General features: G+C 62.1%; 18 protein-coding genes. 16 read left to right on the top strand and 2 right to left on the bottom strand.

The window, feature by feature from the left end:
- The 3 genes from H6955_00830 (at nt 1) to H6955_00820 (ending at nt 1,767) form a co-directional block, all read left to right on the top strand.
- Nucleotides 1–360, top strand: coding sequence for a PilZ domain-containing protein (locus H6955_00830; protein MCP5312066.1), 360 nt, complete (start codon nt 1–3; stop codon nt 358–360).
- A gap of 113 nt (nt 361–473) precedes the next feature.
- Nucleotides 474–1,253 (top strand): TatD family hydrolase, encoded by a 780-nt coding sequence (locus H6955_00825; GenBank protein ID MCP5312065.1) that lies wholly within the window; start codon nt 474–476, stop codon nt 1,251–1,253.
- Between the two features lie 73 nt (nt 1,254–1,326).
- Entirely contained in the window at nt 1,327–1,767 is a 441-nt protein-coding gene (locus tag H6955_00820; protein ID MCP5312064.1) for a hypothetical protein, read from the top strand.
- Here H6955_00820 and nadB read toward each other — a convergent pair.
- A complete protein-coding gene (gene nadB, locus H6955_00815; protein ID MCP5312063.1) occupies nt 1,756–3,393 on the bottom strand; it encodes an L-aspartate oxidase in 1,638 nt (545 codons plus the stop codon). The genes H6955_00820 and nadB overlap by 12 nt on opposite strands.
- 266 nt (nt 3,394–3,659) lie before the next feature.
- Here nadB and rpoE point away from each other — a divergent pair, with 266 nt between their 5' ends.
- The 13 genes from rpoE (at nt 3,660) to pdxJ (ending at nt 14,304) form a co-directional block, all read left to right on the top strand.
- Nucleotides 3,660–4,241: an RNA polymerase sigma factor RpoE gene (gene rpoE, locus H6955_00810; GenBank protein ID MCP5312062.1), complete on the top strand. Its 582-nt coding sequence runs from the start codon at nt 3,660–3,662 to the stop codon at nt 4,239–4,241.
- Between the two features lie 19 nt (nt 4,242–4,260).
- The gene (locus tag H6955_00805) at nt 4,261–4,863 is read left to right on the top strand and encodes a hypothetical protein (protein MCP5312061.1); all 603 of its coding nucleotides are present in this window, start codon (nt 4,261–4,263) and stop codon (nt 4,861–4,863) included.
- A 4-nt stretch (nt 4,864–4,867) separates the two neighbouring features.
- Complete coding sequence (locus tag H6955_00800; GenBank protein MCP5312060.1) at nt 4,868–5,854, top strand: MucB/RseB C-terminal domain-containing protein; 987 nt, start codon at nt 4,868–4,870, stop codon at nt 5,852–5,854.
- The gene (locus tag H6955_00795; protein ID MCP5312059.1) at nt 5,851–6,342 is read left to right on the top strand and encodes a SoxR reducing system RseC family protein; all 492 of its coding nucleotides are present in this window, start codon (nt 5,851–5,853) and stop codon (nt 6,340–6,342) included. The genes H6955_00800 and H6955_00795 overlap by 4 nt, the downstream gene beginning before the upstream one ends.
- An 11-nt stretch (nt 6,343–6,353) precedes the next feature.
- A complete protein-coding gene (locus tag H6955_00790) occupies nt 6,354–7,775 on the top strand; it encodes a DegQ family serine endoprotease (GenBank protein MCP5312058.1) in 1,422 nt (473 codons plus the stop codon).
- Between the two features lie 4 nt (nt 7,776–7,779).
- Nucleotides 7,780–8,034 carry a glutaredoxin family protein gene (locus H6955_00785; protein MCP5312057.1) on the top strand — a complete coding sequence of 85 codons (255 nt, stop codon included), beginning with the start codon at nt 7,780–7,782 and terminating at the stop codon, nt 8,032–8,034.
- 96 nt (nt 8,035–8,130) lie between these two features.
- A complete protein-coding gene (gene lepA, locus H6955_00780) occupies nt 8,131–9,936 on the top strand; it encodes an elongation factor 4 (GenBank protein ID MCP5312056.1) in 1,806 nt (601 codons plus the stop codon).
- A 107-nt stretch (nt 9,937–10,043) separates the two neighbouring features.
- Entirely contained in the window at nt 10,044–10,832 is a 789-nt protein-coding gene (gene lepB / locus H6955_00775) for a signal peptidase I (GenBank protein ID MCP5312055.1), read from the top strand.
- A 72-nt stretch (nt 10,833–10,904) separates the two neighbouring features.
- Nucleotides 10,905–11,288 carry a DUF4845 domain-containing protein gene (locus H6955_00770; protein ID MCP5312054.1) on the top strand — a complete coding sequence of 128 codons (384 nt, stop codon included), beginning with the start codon at nt 10,905–10,907 and terminating at the stop codon, nt 11,286–11,288.
- On the top strand, nt 11,285–11,953 hold the full coding sequence (gene rnc, locus H6955_00765) for a ribonuclease III (GenBank protein ID MCP5312053.1): 669 nt from the start codon (nt 11,285–11,287) through the stop codon (nt 11,951–11,953). The genes H6955_00770 and rnc overlap by 4 nt, the downstream gene beginning before the upstream one ends.
- On the top strand, nt 11,929–12,837 hold the full coding sequence (gene era / locus H6955_00760) for a GTPase Era (GenBank protein ID MCP5312052.1): 909 nt from the start codon (nt 11,929–11,931) through the stop codon (nt 12,835–12,837). The genes rnc and era overlap by 25 nt, the downstream gene beginning before the upstream one ends.
- 13 nt (nt 12,838–12,850) lie before the next feature.
- Nucleotides 12,851–13,525, top strand: coding sequence for a DNA repair protein RecO (gene recO / locus H6955_00755; protein MCP5312051.1), 675 nt, complete (start codon nt 12,851–12,853; stop codon nt 13,523–13,525).
- Between the two features lie 41 nt (nt 13,526–13,566).
- Entirely contained in the window at nt 13,567–14,304 is a 738-nt protein-coding gene (gene pdxJ / locus H6955_00750; protein ID MCP5312050.1) for a pyridoxine 5'-phosphate synthase, read from the top strand.
- Here the strand turns inward: pdxJ and H6955_00745 are convergent.
- Nucleotides 14,301–16,718 (bottom strand): response regulator, encoded by a 2,418-nt coding sequence (locus H6955_00745; GenBank protein MCP5312049.1) that lies wholly within the window; start codon nt 16,716–16,718, stop codon nt 14,301–14,303. The two genes, pdxJ and H6955_00745, sit on opposite strands and share 4 nt — an antisense overlap.
- Between the last annotated feature and the right edge of the window lie 70 nt (nt 16,719–16,788).

The following is a 16,788-nucleotide window of genomic DNA, read 5'->3' as shown; positions in this document are numbered from 1 at the left end:
ATGTCGGTGCCCAACCTGCCGCGTGCCCGCAAAGGCATACTCTCCCTGACGATCAAGGACGAGAAGGCGCTGTACGCCGCCTATATGCAGTTCGTGCAAAACGGCGGTCTGTTTATTCCGACCACCAAGAAATACAGCATCGGCGACGAGGTGTTCATGCTGCTCAGCCTGATGGACGAGGCCGAGCGCCTGCCCGTGGCGGGGCGCATCATCTGGATCACACCGGTTGGGGCCGAGGGCAACCGTGCCGCCGGCATCGGCGTGCAGTTCAGCGATCAGGACGGCGGCATGGCACGCAACAAGATCGAAGGCTACCTCGCCGGCGCGTTGAAATCGGACAAACCGACGCACACCATGTGACACGGGGCGCGGTAGCGCCCGCTATCCCCCACAGATAACGCCTTGAAGCGAACCGCCTGGAGCGGCATGCTGCGACCGGTTTTGCTTGCGAAAGGTACCTGATGGGCAGTCCTATGCTGGTCGATTCTCATTGCCATCTCGATCGCTTGGATCTCCAGCGCTACGGCGGCGATTTCGCCGCGCTGATGCAGGCGACGCGCGACGCCGGCGTGTCACACCTGCTGTGTGTGTCGATCGACCTCGAGTCCTACCCGGCGATGCTCGCCCTCGTCGAGGGATATCCCGAGATCTCGGTATCGGTCGGCGTGCATCCCAACGACCATGACCGGCGCGAACCCGATGTCGAGCTGTTGGTGGAACTGGCACGCCACCCGCGCAATGTCGCGATCGGCGAGACGGGGTTGGATTACTTTCGGACCACCGGCGATCTGGAGTGGCAGCGGGCGCGCTTCCGGACGCACATCCGGGCCGCGCGCGCGGCGCAAAAACCCCTCATCATCCATACTCGGGACGCGCGCGAAGATACCATCGCGATCCTGCGCGAAGAGGGTGCCGAGCAGGTGGGCGGGGTGATGCATTGTTTCACCGAGACCTGGGAGATGGCGGAGGCGGCGATGGAGCTGGGATTCTATGTGTCATTCTCGGGCATCGTCACGTTCAAGAACGCCGACGCGCTGCGAGCGGTCGCTGCGCGGGTCCCCGACGATCGACTGTTGATCGAGACCGACGCCCCGTACCTGGCTCCCGTCCCGCACCGCGGCAAACCCAACGAACCGCGTTATGTGGGCCGGGTCGCAGAGACTATCGCGCAGCTGCGTGGCGTCAGTACGGAATACATCGCCGAGCGATCCGCACAGAACTACTTCCGCCTGTTTACGTCCGCGGTCAACTGACCCGGTCTCAGGCTGTAACATCCCCATATCGTGGTGGGGACAGGCTGGGGCCGCACGGTGACAAGGAGGTCACATGACGGTTGTCAAACTGCCGCTGACGCGCTGCATGCAGGTGTCGGCCCTGGCGTTGGTGGTGGCCGGCATGATGCTGGCGTTGTGGACGCCGATCGAGTGGGCGTGGCGTCTGCCACTCGCACTGGCGGTCGGCGGGCTGGGTACCTGGAGTTGGCGTCGTCACCTGCGTCGACGCCCGCAGGCGATCGTGTTCGGCCGGCTGCGCGGCCTGCGCTGCCAAACGGCGGATCGCCACGAGATCCGCATTGCGCACTGTCAGATCGGGATCGTGAATCCATGGCTGATCAGCGCGCGACTCGACGACGACACCGGCGACCATTTCGACCTGTTCGTACCGGGGGCCTCGCTGCCGGCGGCTGAGCATCGTGCAGTACGTCGCGCCCTGCTGTCCTTCCGACCGTCGTCGCTCCGTGACAGCCGGAACGAGTCAGCCGGATGAGCGTCGCGGTACGTAATTGTCTGGGATCAGCACGGTCGGCGATGCCTGGTGTTCGTCGCGATCCGGAAAGTCGATGTTGTAGTGGAGGCCTCGACTCTCCCTGCGCCGCTGCGCCGACTCGATGATCAGATCGGCGACGTCCACCAGGTTGCGCAGCTCGAGCAGATCGTTGGATACGCGGAAGTTGCCGTAATACTCGTCGATCTCGTGACGCAGCAGGTTGACGCGACGACGTGCGCGCTCGAGGCGCTTGTTGCTGCGCACGATGCCGACGTAGTCCCACATGAACCGGCGCAGTTCCTCCCAGTTATGCGATACGACGACCTCTTCGTCGGAGTCGGTCACCCGGCTCTCGTCCCACGGGGCCAGCTGCACCGGCGGGGCAGTGGCCCGCTCGATCTCGCGCACGATATCGGTCAGTGCCAGCTCGCTGAAGACGAGGCACTCCAGGAGTGAATTGCTGGCCATGCGGTTGGCACCGTGCAGCCCGGTGTAGGCGGTCTCGCCGATGGCGTACAGCCCGTTCACGTCGGTGCGGGCGTGCTGGTCGGTCTTGACGCCACCACAGGTATAGTGGGCCGCCGGAACCACCGGGAGCGGCTGCCTGCGCATGTCGAAACCCAGTTCCATGCAGCGTTGGTGGATGGTCGGGAACAGCCGCTCGATCTCCTCCGCCGGCTTGTGGCTGATGTCCAGGTAGACGCAATCGATACCCAGCCGTTTCATCTCGTGGTCGATCGCGCGTGCCACGATGTCGCGCGGCGCGAGCTCGCCACGCTCGTCGAAGCGGTGCATGAAGCGGCTGCCGTCAGGCAGCAGCAGCCGTCCGCCTTCCCCGCGGACCGCTTCGCTGATCAGAAACGATTTCGCAGCCGGATGGAAAAGGCAGGTCGGGTGAAACTGGATGAACTCCATGTTCGCGATGCGACACCCGGCGCGCCAGGCCATCGCGATCCCATCGCCCGTGGCGACATCGGGATTGCTGGTGTAAAGATAGACCTTGCTGGCCCCCCCGGTTGCGAGGACCACGCAGCGCGCGCCGACCGGAATCACCCGGTCGGCGGCGATGTCGAGCAGATAGGCGCCGTCGCAGCGACGTTGCAGGCGACGGCCATCGCGGTACTCGCTGGTGACGAGGTCGACCGCGATGTGGTGTTCGAACACGCTGACATTGGGGTGTCCCTCGAGCTGGCGGACCAGGGTCGTCTCCACCGCCTGGCCGGTTGCATCGGCGGCATGGACCACCCGGCGGTGACTGTGGCCGCCTTCGCGGGTCAGGTGATAGCCCGAATCGCCGGTCGGCGGGGTGCGGGTGAACTCCACGCCTTCTTCGAACAGCCAGCGGATGTTGGCCGGGCCGTGTTCGACGACCAGGCGCACCACGGACTCGTCGCACAGGCCGGCGCCGGCGGCCAGGGTGTCCTGCACATGAGAATCAATCGAATCCCGGGCGTCCAGTACCGCCGAGATCCCCCCTTGGGCATACAGGGTGTTGCCCTCGGAGAGCTCGCGTTTGGACACCAGTGCGGTGCGCAGGTGGGGCGGCATGCGCAGTGCGAGGCTGAGGCCGGCAGCGCCGCTGCCGATGATCAGCACATCGAAGTCCGCGTGTTGACTGTGCTTCATGACGTTGATGGCCCAGTAATGAGTCGCCATAATCGGCGTTTGTCCACACCGGGGGCGGGCCGGTCCGCCTCCGATTTCGCAAGGGTAATCGCTGGCGGTCGGGCGCGTCACGCCGTTGACACGAAAATGGGTCCCGAACAGCAACGAAAACACAGCATGACCGCAACCGCCCCGAGCACCGAAATCCGGAACCTTTGCCCCCGGGCCGTGGTCAATAACGGCAAGGTGGTGCGGCTCGAGCGGGGTTTTTCCGAGGTCGCACGGCGGTGAGCGGAGAACGGGCGACAGATCAGGCGCTGGTGGAGCGTGTGCAGCGCGGCGACAAGAGGGCTTTCGACCTGCTGGTGCTGAAGTACCAACACAAGGTGGCGAATCTTATCTCGCGCTACATCCGTGATCCCGTCGAGGCCCTCGACGTGACTCAGGAGGCGTTCATCAAGGCCTATCGTGCGCTGCCGAAGTTTCGCGGCGACAGCGCTTTTTATACCTGGCTCTACCGCGTGGCGATCAATACGGCGAAAAACCACCTGGCGGCGCAGGCGCGGCGTCCGCCGGGAGACGACATCGAGGCCGACACCGCAGAGCAGATGGACATGGGCAGCGCGTTGAAGGAATCCGACACGCCGGAGCATATGGCGCTGCAGCGTGAGATTGCTCAGACGATACAGAAGGCACTGGACGATTTGCCCGATGATCTGCGGACCGCGATCACCCTGCGTGAACTGGAAGGCCTCAGTTACGAAGAGATCGCCCAGGCCATGGACTGCCCGATAGGAACGGTGCGTTCGCGGATATTCCGGGCGCGCGAGGCGATCGACGCCAAACTCAAACCGCTGCTGGCACCTTAGATACGAGAGAGAAAGGCAGATGAACGAGCGACATCTTGAACTGACTTCGGCTTTCCTGGACGGTGAGGTCGCGGACGACGATCCTCACAAGGCGGTCTCGGCAATACTCGGTGCCGGCGGGGAAGCGCTCGACTGTTTTGGTCGCTACCGGCTGATCGGCGACGTCATGCGCGGTGAATCCGCGGGCCAGGCGCATTCGGTCGCGGCGCGGGTGCACGAGGCGCTACGCGACGAGCCGGTGGTCCTGGCGCCACCGCGGCGCGTGGCGCCGCGCTGGACCCGCCCGGCCGCCGGTCTGGCGATCGCTGCATCGGTCGCTGCTGCGGCAATCGTTGTCGCACCACGCCTGATGCCGCAGTCCGACCCCGGGCTTGGCAGTCAGCAGACGGTGATGCAGGCGCCTTTGGCAACACCGGCACCGATGCTCGTCGCCAGCGGGCCAGGGGTATCGTCGATAACGGATCGGAACGGCCTGGCCGCCCAGGGACACTGGCAGACGCTCGACAAGGAACTTGAAGACCGACTGAATCGCCTGGTGATCGAACACAATGAATTTGGAGGCAGGACGGGCATCAACGGTCCCGTGCCGCACATCGGGTTCGTCGGCTATGACGCCCGTTAGTTAGATGGTGCGGCGTCGCCTGATCCGGCTGGGTGCACTCGGCAGCGCACTGTGTTGGAGCTGCCTGCTGTTTTCTGCCGCGGCTTCATCGGAAGAAAGCACGCCTCATGCGTTACTCGAGCGCATGAACGAAGCGGTGCGTACCCTGGACTACGAAGGTCGATTTGTCGTCCAGATGGGCGATCGTCTCGACAGCATGTATATCGTGCATCGGGTCGACAATGGAGCCGAAAAGGAACGCGTGCTGACGCTGAACGGCAAACCACGCGAGATCGTCCGCGACGATCAGGCCGTGGCCTGTCCGGTACCTGGCCGTGACAACAAGGTCAACGTCGGTCGCCGCTCCCATGACCGCTCGTTTTCACCACTGGCCGGAATCAGTGCCGAACAGCTCGATATGTCGTACCAACTCGAGTTGTTGTCCGAAACCCGGGTCGCGGGACGCCCGGCCTTTCAGCTCCTGATCCGGCCGCGGGACGATCTGCGCTACGGCTACCGGCTGTTCATCGATCGAGAGACCGCATTGCCGTTGCGTTCGGTGATGTTTGACGAGGCGCTTCAGCCGGTCTCGCAGATGATGTTCGTCGACCTTGTCACCGGAGATGCGGTAAGCCCGGTCATGACAGGTGTCGAAGGCAAAAGGGCGACAAGTGCCGGTCAGCGGGTGCAGTTGCCGACCGACCGGCTCGCGAGGCCGGCTTGGGCATTCAGCGATCTCCCTCCCGGATTTGAGTTGAATGTGCATCGTCGCAGAGCGATGGCGAAGCTGCCCGGCGAGTCCGAACATTTCATCTTCTCGGATGGTCTCGCCACCGTGTCGGTGTATATCCAACCGCATACCGGGGAACACAGCCTGATAGGCGAGTCGTCGCTGGGTGCCGCGAAAGCGGTCGGTCGCGTGGTCGACGATCACGAGGTGATCGTCGTCGGAGAGGTGCCCCTGAAGACCTTGCATCTGTTCGCCGGTCACGTCCACGCCACTTCGCAATGATCGAAGAGCAGGCGCAGGTCGTTGGTGTCGACGGTGCTTACGCGGAGATCGCGACCGAACGGCGCAGTGCCTGTGGGACATGTGCCGCGCAGTCCGGATGCGGAACCTCCGTGTTGGCCGCGTGGTTTCCGCAACGTCGATTGACTTTTCGAGTGCGCAATGGGATCGACGCCAAGGTCGGCGACCGCGTGATCGTCGGTCTCGACGAAGGTGCCTTGCAGCGGGGCGCACTGTGGCTCTACCTGGTCCCATTGGCGGGGCTGCTGGTGGGTGCAATCGCCGGCGACCGATTGTTCCTTCATCTTTCATGGTCTTCGGAACTCGGTGCTGTGGCGATAGGTCTATTGGGCCTGAGTGTGGGGTTGGCGATCAGCCGGCGCCTCACCTTGGCGGACGTGGCGACAGGCAGATGTGGAGTGCAACTGCTGCGTATTGCGGGTCGTTCGCCAACCATTCCCATCACGAAGGTATTCAGGAAGGTCGAATGAACAAGATTTTCATGCATGCAATTCGATCGTATTGGTCGGTATGTTTCGTTGCCCTGCTACTGAGCGCCAACGCGAATGCACGTGACCTGCCCGATTTCACGACGCTCGCAGAGCGCAATAGCCCGGCCGTGGTGAACATCAGTTCAGAGCAGAAATCACATGCTCATCGTCAGCTGCCCAAGGGCTTCTCGATGCCGGATGTCCCCGAGGACAGTCCCTTCAACGAGCTGTTCAAGCATTTCTTCGGTGACGGCATCGAAGATTTCGCAGATCGCGAAAGCCAGTCGCTGGGTTCGGGGTTCGTGATTTCCTCCGACGGCTACATCCTGACCAACCATCACGTGGTTTCCGAGGCCGACTCCGTCCAGGTGAGATTCAGCGATCGCAGAACCTACGAAGCAAAGGTCATCGGTTCGGACAAGGGCAGCGATATCGCACTGATCAAGATCGACGCGACCGATCTGCCGACGGTCAAGATCGGCAAGAGTGGTGACCTGAAGGTCGGCGAGTGGGTATTGGCGATCGGTTCGCCGTTCGGTTTCGATCATACGGTGACTGCCGGCATCGTCAGCGCAAAAGGGCGCAGCCTGCCGAGCGAGAACTATGTTCCGTTCATTCAGACGGATGTCGCGATCAACCCCGGCAACTCGGGTGGCCCCCTGATCGATCTCGACGGCGAGGTGATCGGCGTGAACTCGCAGATCTACAGCCGTACCGGCGGCTTCATGGGCCTGTCGTTCGCCATCCCGATCGAGCTTGCGATGAACGTGGCGGATCAGCTGCGCGAGTATGGGCATGTGTCGCGCGGCTATCTTGGCGTCCTGATCCAGGATGTCGATCGTAACCTGGCGGAATCCTTCGGCATGTCGCAACCGCACGGCGCCCTGGTTTCGCGCGTGATGCCCGGTTCGCCGGCCGATGCGGCAGGGATCAAGGTGGGCGACGTGATCGTGGCTTTCAACGGCAAGCGTCTGCTCAATTCCAGTCAGTTGCCCCCACTGGTGGGAACGACCCGCATCGACGAGCAGGCCAAACTGACGGTGTTACGTGGCGGCAATGAGCGGGAGCTGAAGGTGGTCGTCGGCCGTCTGCCGGACGAGGATGAAACCGCGGCGACACCGACCCCCGAGCCGAGTCAACCTGACGAGATCGAACAACTCGGTCTGACCGTGATTGACATCGAACCCAAGGTGCGCGAGCAGCTCGGCCTCGATGTCGCCGGAGGGGCGCTCATCAGCGGTGTCGCGTCCGGTCCTGCACAGGACGCAGGCATGCGTCGCGGCGATATCGTTCTGATGTTCGACGGCGTGGATGTCAAGAACGCCCGGCACTTGCGCGAACTGATCGACCGAAGTGACGGTAAGCGCACCGTGGCCGTGCTGGTTCGGCGTGGCGACGATCCGCTGTTCATGGCGCTGCGGCTCGACCACTAACCCGGTGGCCGACCCGCTGGTGTTCTACTACCGCGACGGCTGCCACCTCTGCGAGGAGCTGGCGGCCGTACTGTTTCGCGGTTGGCCGGGGCATGCCGCGGAGATCGAATGGCGGAACGTCGATGCCAACCCGGATTGGCAGGCGGCCTACGGTGCCTCGATTCCGGTACTGATGCTGGGAGACGAGGTGGTGTGCCGTCTGCGCCCCGATCCGGCGCGGCTTGCCCAGTATTTCGGAGCCAGCCTGAATCCGGTATAATCGGCGCGCTTTGCAGCAGCATGCATCCAGAACGGAACTTTCCGGTGGAAAGTTCCGTTTTTTCGTCCGCCGGGTTTTCGGTTTTCGCAGGCGCCCATGACCGATCTCAGTCACATCAGGAACTTCTCGATCATCGCGCATATCGATCACGGTAAATCGACCATCGCAGATCGTTTCATTCAGGTGTGCGGTGGCCTGAGCGAACGAGAGATGGCGGCCCAGGTGCTCGATTCCATGGACCTGGAGCGCGAACGCGGGATCACTATCAAGGCACAATCCGTGACTTTGCACTACACCGCGAAGAACGGCGAAACCTACCAGCTGAATTTCATCGATACCCCCGGGCACGTGGATTTTTCCTACGAGGTATCGCGTTCGCTGGCAGCCTGCGAAGGTGCCCTGCTGGTCGTCGATGCCGCGCAGGGTGTCGAGGCCCAGAGCGTCGCGAACTGCTATACGGCGATCGAGCAGGGGCTCGAGGTACTCCCGGTATTGAACAAGATCGATCTGCCGTCGGCGGAGCCGGAACGGGTGGTGACCGAGATCGAGGAGATCATCGGGATCGAGGCAAGTGATGCACTCCATGTCAGCGCCAAGACCGGCCTGGGTATTCCGGATCTGCTGGAGTCCCTGGTCGCCCACATCCCCCCTCCGAAAGGCGACCCGGAGGCACCGCTGCAGGCGTTGATCATCGACTCGTGGTTCGATTCCTACGTGGGAGTGATCTCGTTGATCCGTGTGGTCAACGGCGCGATCCGTCCGAAGGACAAGATGCGGGTCATGTCGACGGGACGCGTTTACCAGGTGGAAAAGGTCGGGGTATTCACGCCGAAACGCCTCGACAAGTCCGAGCTGGGAACGGGGGAGGTCGGTTTCGTGATCGCCGGGATCAAGGAAGTGGACGGTGCACCGGTCGGCGATACCCTGACCCTGGAAAACCGCCGCGCTGCCGCGCCGCTCCCCGGCTTCCGTGCTGTCAGGCCACGCGTCTTCGCCGGTCTCTATCCGGTAAGCTCCGACGATTACGATGCGTTTCGTGATGCGCTGCAAAAACTCAAGCTGAATGATGCCGCGCTGCACTACGAACCCGAGACCTCGCAGGCCCTGGGGTTCGGTTTCCGCTGCGGCTTTCTCGGCATGTTGCACATGGAGATCGTCCAGGAGCGGCTCGAGAGGGAATACGACCTCGACCTGATCACGACCGCGCCGACCGTGGTCTACGAGGTGGCATTGAACGACGGCGGCGTGATCCAGATCGAGAATCCCGCCGCACTGCCCGATCCGGGGAAATTCCGCGAAGTCCGGGAACCGATCATCGAGGCGCATATCCTCGTGCCGCAAGACCACCTGGGCAACGTCATCAATCTGTGTATCGAAAAACGCGGCATGCAGAAGAACCTCCAGTACCTCGGCGGGCAGGTGCAACTGGTCTACGAGCTGCCGATGAACGAGGTGGTTCTGGATTTTTTCGATCGACTCAAGTCGGTCAGCCGTGGGTATGCGTCGTTCGAATACGAGTTCAAGCGCTTCCAGGCGGCGGCGCTGGTCAAGCTGGATATCCTGATCAATGGTGAAAGGGTCGATGCGCTTTCGTTGATCGTGCATCGCGATCATGCGGAGTCGCGTGGTCGGGAATTGACCGAGCGCATGAAGGACATCATCCCGCGGCAGATGTTCGAAGTGGCGATTCAGGCGGCAATCGGCAGCAAGGTCATCGCGCGCTCGACCGTGAAGGCCCTGCGCAAGAACGTGACCGCCAAGTGCTACGGTGGCGACGCGACACGCAAGCGCAAACTGCTCGAGAAGCAAAAGGCCGGCAAGAGGCGCATGAAGCAGGTGGGGCGCGTCGAGATTCCGCAGGAAGCATTTCTTGCGGTACTCCAGGTAGGCAAAGACAACTGAGAAGCGGTTGCGTCGGAGGTCTGTCCCGGGGCGCCATCAAGACTTAGGAAGGCAACATGCAGACAACTCTGATCGTCGTTTTTTTTGCGCTGCTCGTCTGGGTGGTGATGACCCTCGGTATAGAACCGGCGCTGGCGATCGCCTCGCTGGTCTCGGGTGTGGTCTGGCTGGCGTACCGATTGGTCAAAGGCAAATCCACCGAAAAACTGCCGACGACGATCGAATACGCACGATCGTTCTTCCCGATTTTCCTGATCGTTTTGCTGCTGCGCGCGTTTCTGGTGGAGCCTTTCCGGATCCCCTCGGGATCGATGATGCCGACCCTCCTGGTCGGTGATTTCATCCTGGTCAACAAGTTCACCTACGGCATCCGGATGCCGGTGACCAAGACCAAACTGATCGAGATCAGCGAGCCTGACCGTGGCGATATCGTCGTGTTTCGCTGGCCCGTCAATCCGCGGCTCGATTACATCAAGCGCGTGGTCGGGTTGCCGGGTGACCGCATCCGCTATCAGAATAAGACGCTGTTCATCAACGGCAAGCCGATGCGAATCGAGATCGACGGGCAGTACCAGCCGGAGGGTTCCGGGATGCGGGCGCTGGGATTCGTCGAAGGACGCGAACAACTCGGGGACGTGGAGCACGATGTGCTGATCAATCCGATCGCGGCGGACTTCAGCCCGTCATGCCGGTTCCTCGGACACCGGGAGGTCACGGTGCCGGAAGGCCACTATTTGATGGTCGGGGACAACCGGGACGACAGCAACGACGGTCGCTGCTGGGGATTCGTGCCGGAGGAGAACTTGGTCGGCAAGGCCTTTTTTGTCTGGTTGAGCTGGGATTGGCAGCGTAGCGGATTCCTGGCCCTCGACCGTATCGGCTCTATCGGGAAGTGACGTCACACCGCCCTTCAAGACTGGCACGACATCTGCCGATACCTGGGGTACACCCGGATCAGGAATAGTCTTATGAAACCGAAGCTTGCACTAAAGAATCAACGTGGTATGACAATGCTGTCGTGGCTTGTCGTGCTCGGGGTTGCGGTGTTTTTCATTCTCGTCGGCATAAAAATGGTGCCGACCTACCTCGAGAACTACTCGCTGCGCCAGGTGCTGGCCAACATGGAGCAGGACCGCGCGGTGCGCAACATGTCGCCGGGTGAGATGAAGAAGTCTTTTATCAAGCGCCTGAAGATCAACAGCGTCTACGAATTCGATCGTAACGCGATCAAAATCAACAAAGAAAAGTTCGGTACCCGTTTCGCCGTCGACTACGAGGTACGTAAACCTGTCGCGGGCAACGTGTTCATCGTAATGGCGTTCTCAGAGTCGGTCGTCATCCCGCCACCATGAGGCGTCTGCAGCAGCGCATCGGCTATCGGTTCCACGATGGCGGCCTGCTGGAGCGCGCCCTGACACATCGTAGTCTGGGCGCACGCAACAATGAGCGCCTGGAGTTTCTCGGTGATGCCATCCTCGGCTTCGAGGTGGCGGATCACCTTTTTCGCACAGTCGACGACGCAAACGAAGGGCAGTTGAGCCGCATGCGTGCGCATCTGGTCAAGCGGGAAACGTTGGCCGAGATCGCCCGCGAACTGGAGCTCGGCATGATCTTGCGTCTCGGACCCGGTGAATTGCGAAGCGGTGGACATGCCCGCGATTCGATTCTCGCGGATGCGGTGGAAGCGATCATTGCCGCAGTCTATCTGGATGGCGGTATGGACGAGGCGCGTGCCCTCGTGCGTCGGTTGCTGGGCGGTCGGCTGACGCAGCCGACGCCGGAGACCCGCCGCAAAGACCCCAAGACCCGGTTGCAGGAACATCTTCAGGCAGTCGGTCGGGCGTTGCCGCAGTATCAGGTGGTGGATATCAAAGGGGATCAGCACGATCAGACGTTTCGCGTCCGGTGTTCTACGGGGCTTGCCGATGACACCGTCGGCGAAGGACCCAGCCGGCGTAAGGCCGAACAGGCGGCGGCACGCAAGATGCTGGAATGCATAGGGGAACAACGCAAATGAGTTTCAGGAGCGGTTACGCAGCACTGGTCGGACGACCCAATGTGGGTAAATCGACGCTTCTGAACCGACTGCTTGGTCAAAAACTGGCGATCACGTCGCACAAGCCGCAAACGACGCGCCACCGCTTGCTGGGCATATGCTCGATGGAAAAGGGGCAGATCGCGTTTGTCGATACACCGGGGATTCATACGCGCGGCGGCAAGGCCATGAATCAGTATCTGAACCGCGCGGCATACAGTGCCCTGCACGATGTCGACGTGGCGGTATTCGTCGTCCAGGCGTTGAGCTGGAATGACGAGGACGAACGGGTACTGGACGGGTTGAAAAAGTCGGGCCTGCCGGTAATCCTGGCGGTCAACAAGATCGACCTGGTGTCACCGAAGGAGCGCCTTCTGCCTTTCCTGCAGAGACTCGCGGACCTTCATCCATTCGTCGAGGTCATCCCGTTGTCGGCGCGTGATGGCGAGCATACCGCGGCGCTTGCCCAGGCCGTCCTGCGACAGCTCCCACAGGGCGCACCGTTGTTTCCCGACGATCAGATCAGCGATCGATCCGAACGCTTCTTTGCAGCCGAGTTGCTGCGCGAGCAGTTGATCCGCCGTTATCACCGCGAACTCCCTTATTCGGTCACCGTCGAGATTGAAAAATTCGAGGAGCACGAAGGTCGATACGACATCGGGGCAGTGATCTGGGTCGAGCGTGACGGCCAGCGCGCCATTCTGCTGGGCAAGGGCGGCGAGGCGATGAAGGCGACGGCCACCGCGGCACGCAAGGCAATGGTCGACTTTTTCCAGACTCGCGTTCATCTCGAGGTCTGGATCAAGGTCAAGAAGAGCTGGTCGAGTGACGAGGCCGGTCTCGCTGCGCTCGGTTACACGGACTGACACCGGGACCTCGATGCTGCAGACCACCTATGTGCTGCATAGTCGCCGCTATGGGGACAGCAGCCTGTTGGTCGAGATGTTCGGCCCCGATGCCGGTCGCGTAGCGGGCATTGCAAAGGGGGTGCTGAAGGGGCGTCGCGGCGGACCGAACTGGCAGCCCTTTCAGCCGCTTCTGGTGGAGCTGCGCGGGCGCGGCGAGGTGCAGACGGTCGGCCGTTGCGAGTCGGCGGGGCCGCCGTTACCACTGCAAGGCCGAGCAATCTACTGCGGGATGTACCTGAACGAGCTGCTGCTGAGACTCACGGCGCGACACGATCCCAGCCCCGGTCTGTTCACAGAATACGTGGGCGCCCTGGAACGGTTGTCCGGCAATGTGCCGATCGAACCGGTCTTGCGCCGTTTCGAGGTGCGTCTGCTCGGCCATCTCGGTTTGGGACTGTCGTTGAGCCGGGACACCCAGGGTCGACCGTTGATCTCCGACAGCCACTACACTTACGACGTCGAAACGGGATGTGCCTTGTGCCGTGCCAACGAGGCAGGGGCGTTAAGCGGGACGACATTGTTGGCGCTGGCGTCCGGCGAGTTCCCGGATGCCGACTCGCTGCGCGAGGCGCGGGTTCTGATGCGCCGTGTGTTGAATCATCATCTGGACGGTAAGCCGCTGGTCAGCCGCGAACTGTTCCGTTGATACGTGATCCGCATCGAACACAAGCGGATTGGACGGGAGCGATGAGCGAATACGAACGACTGCTGGGTGTGAACATCGATCATGTGGCGACGCTGCGGCAGGCGCGCGGCACGCGTTATCCGGAGCCGATCCAGGCGGCGCTGACCGCGGAACAGGCCGGCGCCGATTCGATTACGCTGCACCTGCGCGAAGATCGTCGTCACATCCAGGATCGGGACGTGGAGCTTCTGCGTGACATCCTGCAGACACGGATGAACCTGGAGATGGCGGCGACCGCGGAGATGTTGTCGATTGCCCAGCGTGTGCAACCGGCGGATTGTTGTCTGGTGCCCGAGCGGCGCCAGGAACTGACGACTGAGGGTGGCCTCGACGCTGCGGGCAGCATCCCGTACCTCAAGGACTATTGCGCAGGCCTCGGCGAAGCCGGCGTCCGGGTCTCGTTGTTCATCGATGCCGATCCACGACAGCTGGAGGCGGCCGCCGAGATCGGTGCCCCGGTAGTCGAGATTCACACCGGACACTATGCCGAGGCGCGCAGACCCGAAGAGTCTCGATCACAACTCGCACGTATCGGCGAAGCGGTGCAGCGAGGGCTGCAACTGGGTCTGCAGGTCAATGCGGGGCATGGGCTCGACTACCACAACGTCAAGGCGGTAGCTGCAATCGACGGCATCCTCGAGTTCAACATCGGTCATGCGATCGTGTGTCGTGCCCTGTTCGATGGCTTGGCAACCGCGGTGGCAGACATGAAGCGCCTGCTGCAGACCCCGGGTCGCTAATCGCTGCGCCGGCGCAACTGGGGATCGGCAGATTCCAGGTGGATGACCCGTTCCGCTTCCTGGGCGACGCGCTCAAGCAGCGTGCTGACGATGGGTTCGTCCTCGAGCGTGATCGCCGGTTGCAGGTCGCCGAGGGCATGATACAGCGCGGGTACACCACAGACCGCGGACGCGCCATGCAGACGGTGCACGAGCTGCCACAACTCGTCCCAGTCCTTGGCTTCGAGATGCATGCGCAGCGTTGCCACGGTGGTCGGCAACTCGGTGCGCAACTCATCGAACAGTTTTCCCGCAATGTTGTGCGAGCCACCCGCGATGCGCAGTGCCTGGGCCTCGTCACGCACCGGCCATTCTTTTTGCGGCATCGTGTTTGACGTGGCGTTGATGAACTGGATCGGGCTGGTTCCCTGTTGGATCCCGCTGATCACCTGTTGCAGGGCTTCTTCGTTGACCGGCTTGATCAGGTAACGCAGGATACCGGCCCGCGCGATCTCGCGTTGATTCTTTTCTGCGGCGTCGGCTGTCAGTGCGATAATGGGCACCGGGCGAGCGGGATTTAGGGCAAGGATGCGACGCGCGGCTTCGAGTCCGCTCATGCGCGGCATATGCACATCGAGGAACGCCATATCGATAGCATGCCGTTTTGCCAATTCGACGGCCTCGTCCCCGTCAGTGGCGGTCAGTACCTTGGCACCCATGTCGGACAGCAAATGGCTGATCAGCTCGAGGTTGATCGGATGATCATCTGCAGCGATACACAGCTGACCGCTCAGCAATCCGTTGCTGGTCGACGCGCTGGCGCCGCCGTTGTCCGGCTGCGCCGTCTGCTCGGTCGTGGCGGTTGTTTGACCGGAACGCAGGCATCCTCGCAGCGCTTCGCGCAAATGCCTTCGCTGCGGCGGTTTGCTCAGGCAATAGCTGGCACCGTGAGCGGCAAATTGTGCCAACAGTTCTTCGTCGGAACTTGAGACCAGCGCGATCAGCGGTATGCGGTAATCCGTGGCGATACGCCGGATGTGTTCCAGGCACTGGGCGACCACTGCACGCTCGTCGTTGCAGCCGACGGCGACCAATGCAAAGCGCGACATGTCGATGTCGTTGAGTTCCGAGAAGCGCGCTATATCGTCCACGGCCAGGCCCATATCGGTCAACGCGTTGCGCAGGGCGATGCGCGACAGGCTGTGCTGTTCGATCAGCAGGCCACGTCGGTTGAGCGGCGGTGTGGCGCGGGTCGGTTGGGCGTCCGGATCGAGGTCGAGCCTGAGCGTGACGCGAAACACCGAGCCCTCACCGGGCCGGCTGTTCACCGTAATGCCGCCATTCATCGCTTCAGCCAGTGAATGGCAGATGCAAAGCCCCAGACCGGTGCCGCCGAACAGCCGATTGGCGGTGGAACTGCCCTGGTCGAAAGCCTGGAACAGTCGTTGCTGCTCGCTGACCGGGATGCCGATACCGGTGTCGCTGACCGCAAACGCGACACTGATGCGGTGCTCATCCTCTTCTTCGAGCATCACCCGAACCACGACTTCGCCACGCTCGGTGAATTTCACCGCGTTGCCGATCAGGTTGTTCAATATCTGAATGATACGGGTCTCGTCGCCGACCAGGTGGTCCGGTACATCGCTGTACACCATGGAAACGAGTTCCAGGTGTTTGTTGTGCGCCTGCGGTGCCCACAGACTGATCGAGCTTTCGACGCATTCGCGGAGGCTGAAGGGCTCATGCGTGAGCACCAGCTTGCCGGATTCGAGCTGGGAGAAATCGAGGATGTCGTCGACGATCCGCAGCAACGAGTTGGCGGATTTCTGGATGGTTCCCAGATAGTCGCGTTGCTTTTCATCGAGATCGGTCTTGGCGAGCAGCTCCGTGAACCCGATGATCCCGTTCATCGGAGTTCGGATCTCGTGGCTCATGTTGGCAAGAAACTCGGACTTGGCTCGGCTGGCCTGAATAGCGCGCCGTCGGGCCATGTCGAGTTCGGCGTTACGGATTTCGATTACCTCCATGCTTTCCTGCGCCTCGCGTGTCGCCTGGTCTACACGCTCCTGCAACAGGTCGTGGGCGGCCACCAGTTCGTGGGCCATGTTATTGAAGCCGTGCTCGAGTTCGCCCATCTCGCCCGGCGAACGTGTCTTGACCCGCGCGTTGAGTTCGCCCGCGCGCACCCGTTGCATGGCGCGATTGACGATGCGCACCGGGCGCAGCATGTGGCGCAGCCGGTTGGCGGCTATCAGCAGGGTGATTCCGAGTCCTCCCAGCAGCACGGCAAGGCCGATGAGCGCCAGCAGGGATTCTCCGCGAGCCAGCCAGAGGTACAGGCCGAATCCGGTCAGCCCGGCCAGCGTCGGGGCGAGGGTGATGAAATAGGTCCGGTAGTAATAGAGGTCGGACCGGTAGAACCTGGGCAGTTTCACGCCGAGGACGCCTCTCGCTTACGCGCGGCGGTCGCGCCGCCGATGGTCTGATACTAACTCGTTTTGCGTG

Source organism: Chromatiaceae bacterium, assembly GCA_024235395.1.
In the GTDB taxonomy this organism is placed as follows: domain Bacteria; phylum Pseudomonadota; class Gammaproteobacteria; order Chromatiales; family Chromatiaceae; genus Thiosocius.
Note: the sequence above shows the minus strand (reverse complement) of the source record. Positions and strands in the feature narration are given on the sequence as shown.

Coding starts and splice junctions, on each gene's coding strand:
- H6955_00800 (MCP5312060.1), top strand. CDS start 4,868: ATGGTGCGGCGTCGCCTGATCCGGCTGGGTGCACTCGGCAGCGCACTG.
- H6955_00825 (MCP5312065.1), top strand. CDS start 474: ATGCTGGTCGATTCTCATTGCCATCTCGATCGCTTGGATCTCCAGCGC.
- pdxJ (MCP5312050.1), top strand. CDS start 13,567: ATGAGCGAATACGAACGACTGCTGGGTGTGAACATCGATCATGTGGCG.
- H6955_00830 (MCP5312066.1), top strand. CDS start 1: ATGTCGGTGCCCAACCTGCCGCGTGCCCGCAAAGGCATACTCTCCCTG.
- H6955_00820 (MCP5312064.1), top strand. CDS start 1,327: ATGACGGTTGTCAAACTGCCGCTGACGCGCTGCATGCAGGTGTCGGCC.
- H6955_00790 (MCP5312058.1), top strand. CDS start 6,354: ATGCATGCAATTCGATCGTATTGGTCGGTATGTTTCGTTGCCCTGCTA.
- rnc (MCP5312053.1), top strand. CDS start 11,285: ATGAGGCGTCTGCAGCAGCGCATCGGCTATCGGTTCCACGATGGCGGC.
- lepA (MCP5312056.1), top strand. CDS start 8,131: ATGACCGATCTCAGTCACATCAGGAACTTCTCGATCATCGCGCATATC.
- lepB (MCP5312055.1), top strand. CDS start 10,044: ATGACCCTCGGTATAGAACCGGCGCTGGCGATCGCCTCGCTGGTCTCG.
- era (MCP5312052.1), top strand. CDS start 11,929: ATGCATAGGGGAACAACGCAAATGAGTTTCAGGAGCGGTTACGCAGCA.
- H6955_00795 (MCP5312059.1), top strand. CDS start 5,851: ATGATCGAAGAGCAGGCGCAGGTCGTTGGTGTCGACGGTGCTTACGCG.
- recO (MCP5312051.1), top strand. CDS start 12,851: ATGCTGCAGACCACCTATGTGCTGCATAGTCGCCGCTATGGGGACAGC.
- H6955_00805 (MCP5312061.1), top strand. CDS start 4,261: ATGAACGAGCGACATCTTGAACTGACTTCGGCTTTCCTGGACGGTGAG.
- H6955_00770 (MCP5312054.1), top strand. CDS start 10,905: ATGAAACCGAAGCTTGCACTAAAGAATCAACGTGGTATGACAATGCTG.
- nadB (MCP5312063.1), bottom strand. CDS start 3,393: ATGAAGCACAGTCAACACGCGGACTTCGATGTGCTGATCATCGGCAGC.